The organism is Protofrankia coriariae (assembly GCF_001017755.1).
Classification (GTDB): domain Bacteria; phylum Actinomycetota; class Actinomycetes; order Frankiales; family Frankiaceae; genus Protofrankia; species Protofrankia coriariae.
In genome coordinates this window covers 69,235-72,673 of the sequence record NZ_JWIO01000027.1, presented here as the reverse complement: position 1 = coordinate 72,673, position 3,439 = coordinate 69,235, and the positions used below count along the sequence as shown (strand labels likewise).

Below are 3,439 nucleotides of genomic sequence, written 5' to 3'. Positions count from 1 at the left end.
CCGGTGGGCCCCGCCGACGGGAGGGCGCCGGCGTGGGGGGTGGCGGCCGTCTCGACCGCGTAGGCCGCGGGCCCGATCAGCGTCACCAGGATGCCGGCGGCGGCCAGCACCGTCGCGGCGCGACGTGCCGGACGCGCGGGAAGCACCAGCGTGAGGATCAGCGTGACGATCGCCACGGCACCGACAGCGATCACGAGCGCTCGCAGCCACGGCTGCCAGTCGGGCGTCCGGTGCAGCAGGACGTACGACCACGCCGTCGTGGCGGTGACCGCGGCCGCCAGGACCAGGCAGGACCCGAGCCGGTCGCGTTCGCGCCACAGGTGGACGCCGCCGATGCCGACGACGGCCGCGGCCGCCGGCGCGAGCGCGATCGTGTAGTAGGGGTGGATGATCCCTTTGGCGAGGCTCAGGGTGACGCCGGTGACGACCAGCCAGCCGCCCCAGAGCAGCAGCGCGGCCCTGGTCCGGTCGGTGCGTGGGGCGCGCCCGCGCATCGCGATCACGGCCACCATGATGATCAGTGCCGCGGGGATGAGCCAGGAGATCTGCCCGCCCATCTCCGTGTTGAACATCCTGGTCAGGCCGGTCTCCCCCCAGCGGCCGCCGGTGCCGCCGCCTCCGCCGACGCTGCCGGCCTCGTTGCCGTTGAGCCGTCCGAAGCCGTTGTAGCCGAAGATGAGGTTGAGGATGCTGTTGTTCTGCGAGCCGCCGACGTAGGGCCGGGAGCCCTTCGGCCACAGCTCCACGGCCGCCACCCACCAGCCGGCGGCGACGAACATCGCCACCCCGGACAGCAACAGCCGACCGATCCTGCGCCGCAGCGATATCGGCGCGGCCAGCAGGTAGGTGGCCGCGAAGACCGGCACGACCAGGAACGCCTGTATCATCTTCGCGAGGAAGCCGAACCCGACGAAGACCCCCGCCCAGACCAGCCATCTGGCGCTGCCCGTCTCCGCCGCCCGGACGGTCGCGTAGGCGCCGAGGAGCAGCAGCAGGACGAGCAGCGCGTCGGGGTTGTTGAACCGGAACATCAGCACCGCGGCCGGTGTCAGCGCGAACACGGCCGCGGACAGCAGCGCCGCGGCCGGGGAGAACCAGCGCCGGACGGTCACGTACAGCACCCCGACGGCGGCGACACCTTCCAGCGCCTGCGGGACGAGCACGCTCCACGAGCTCAGCCCGAAGATACGCACCGAGATGTCCATCACCCACAGTGATGCCGGTGGCTTGTCCACGGTGATGAAGTTCGCGGCGTCCGAGGAGCCGAAGAAGAACGCCGTCAGGTTCGACGACCCTGCCTGGACGGCGGCGCTGTAGAAACTGTTCGCCCAGCCGGAGGCGCCGAGCCCCCAGATGTAGAGCACGGCCGTCCCGGCCAGCAGGGCGAGCAGCGCGAGACGCACCCATGCCGGATCGCTCTCCCGGCCGCGCAGGAGGCTTCGCGCCCACCGGCCCCCCGCCCGGGAACCGGCGCCGGGGCGGCCGGGTGCCGCGGCCGGGGCGGGCGGAATGCCCGCCCGCTCGGGAACGGTCGTGGTCATGGCCGGATCCTCGCCGTCGGTCCGGGCTGCTGTCGAAGGTCGAGAGTCACCGTCATGGGACCTGATAGTGGGGTTTCAGCCTGACGCTGACCTGATGCGAGCCTGGGAGCCGACTGAGAGCCTGTCCAGGTCTGCCCAGGTCAGTCTGCTCAGTTCCAGGCGGCCGATTCATGACACCGGGAGCGCTGCTCGAGCTCGTCGGGAAGATGCCTCTGCTGACACCGTACGTGTCGGCTCCGTCGTCGACCTGGATGATGACGGGTGCGTCGCTGTCAACCGCGGCCTGCCAGCGTTCGGGTTCTTCGGCCCGATTCAGCGGAACCATCCATGAGCCCTCACCGTTCACCCAGATCACATCAGGAATGAAATCGGCTCTGCTTACACCTTCCCCGTGCCGTTGCATACCGAACACCTCTTCTTCTTTCGGGAAACCGCCGCGCAACGCCAGCTCGACGTAGTCCCGCAGATCGGGCGGGTCGGGTGGTGCCCGCAGCGGCAGACTGCCGAGATTCCGCAACGTCTGATGCAAAGATTCCACACCCCTCAGTACCAACTTCACGTAACCGCGAGTGCAAAGATTCCCACCCGCTCCCTCCTGCCATGGGTGATCCGCCATACGCGAAGAAAATCGGTAGCGGGTCACAGTGGTCGGTAGGCATCCCGGCGGTGCTCGACGCGGAGGACGACGACTTCGTGCTTGTCATCATTGATCCGATAGAGGATGCGATAGGTGCCTCGGCGGGCCGCCCACATTCCTTCGAGATCGAAGCGCAGGGGCTTGCCTGTTCTGTGCGGAGCTTCAGCCAGGACGGTGGTGAGAAACTCCACTCTGCTCCCCGTTCCTGGCAACGGTCGTGGGCCCCTCCGTGACCGTCCGCATCCGATCGATACCGTGACCGGTGAGGGCTGCCACCGTGGCGATTCACGGTGCCTGTAGGCGTGAACAGGTCGCGAGCGCATGGATGCCGTTGGTGATCAACCTGCCGAAAGATTCTTCGGCCGCCGTCTCGGGGCCGATGCGGATCGGGACTCCGGAGCCCCGCGAGCCGCCGAAGCTTGCGTCCTGGAAACGGTGGTTCGCTGGGAACTTGACGAGCTCGTGCGGACATTACGAGGTATGAGAGCGATCGATGACGCCTGAGCCGGCTGATGACGGTGAGCTGCTTGCGCGGGCCCGGTCCGGGGACGGGACGGCGTTCGGGCTTTTGTTCCGCGCGCACTCCAGTGCCGTCTACACCTACTGCTTCCGCCGGCTCGGTTCGTGGAGCGGCGCGGAGGACGCGACGTCCGTGGTCTTCCTGGAGGCGTGGCGGCGGCGGGCCGACNNNGGCGTGGCGGCGGCGGGCCGACGCGGTCGCTCTCTCCGGCTCGTTGCGCCCGTGGCTGCTCGGGGTGGCGACGAACGTGGTGCGTAACCAGACGCGGGCCGCCCGTCGTTACGACGCGGCGCTGTACCGGCTGCCGCCCGCGGAGGTGGAGCCCGATCCCGCCGACGAGGTGGTGGCGCGGCTCGACGACGAGCAACGGATGCGGGACATTCTGCGCGAGCTCGCGGTCCTGAACCGTGGTGAGCGGGATGTCGTCGCCCTGGTGGCGATGGCCGGTCTGAGTTATGCGGAAGCCGCGGTCGCTCTGGGCGTTCCGGTGGGAACGGTCCGGTCGCGGCTGGCCCGTGCCCGTGCCCGGCTCGCGAAGACCCGGGCCGCGGGGACGGGCGCGGTTCAGGAATCCATTGATCCGGCGATACCGGTCACAGGCCGACACGGTCGGGAAGGGGCGTGACATGTCCGATCTGGATTTTCCGCGGCTTCCGCCGCAACGGGCCATCCCGGCGGATCGTCTGGCACAGCGCCAGGAACTGCTCGAACGCCACGTCGTGGCGGCTTCCGAGCCGGCCC

General features: G+C 69.3%; 5 protein-coding genes (1 of these 5 cut by a window edge). 2 read left to right on the top strand and 3 right to left on the bottom strand.

The window, feature by feature from the left end; genetic code table 11:
* The 3 genes from FrCorBMG51_RS16250 to FrCorBMG51_RS31505 all read right to left on the bottom strand — a co-directional run.
* On the bottom strand, positions 1–1,205 hold the 5' portion of the coding sequence (locus tag FrCorBMG51_RS16250) for a mannosyltransferase YkcB-related protein (protein WP_476742183.1). It extends 640 nt beyond the left edge of the window; only the first 1,205 of its 1,845 coding nucleotides appear in the window; its start codon is at positions 1,203–1,205; its stop codon lies off the left edge, out of view.
* Between the two features lie 388 nt (positions 1,206–1,593).
* Positions 1,594–2,100 (bottom strand): hypothetical protein, encoded by a 507-nt coding sequence (locus FrCorBMG51_RS16245; RefSeq protein ID WP_139342352.1) that lies wholly within the window; start codon positions 2,098–2,100, stop codon positions 1,594–1,596.
* An 80-nt stretch (positions 2,101–2,180) separates the two neighbouring features.
* Positions 2,181–2,369 (bottom strand): type II toxin-antitoxin system RelE family toxin, encoded by a 189-nt coding sequence (locus FrCorBMG51_RS31505; protein ID WP_235433633.1) that lies wholly within the window; start codon positions 2,367–2,369, stop codon positions 2,181–2,183.
* Between the two features lie 302 nt (positions 2,370–2,671).
* Here FrCorBMG51_RS31505 and FrCorBMG51_RS32625 point away from each other — a divergent pair, with 302 nt between their 5' ends.
* Both FrCorBMG51_RS32625 and FrCorBMG51_RS28395 read left to right on the top strand, forming a co-directional pair.
* On the top strand, positions 2,672–2,956 hold the full coding sequence (locus FrCorBMG51_RS32625) for an RNA polymerase sigma factor (protein ID WP_052914745.1): 285 nt from the start codon (positions 2,672–2,674) through the stop codon (positions 2,954–2,956).
* Positions 2,934–3,323 (top strand): RNA polymerase sigma factor, encoded by a 390-nt coding sequence (locus FrCorBMG51_RS28395; protein ID WP_162233231.1) that lies wholly within the window; start codon positions 2,934–2,936, stop codon positions 3,321–3,323. The genes FrCorBMG51_RS32625 and FrCorBMG51_RS28395 overlap by 23 nt, the downstream gene beginning before the upstream one ends.
* Positions 3,324–3,439 lie beyond the last annotated feature (116 nt).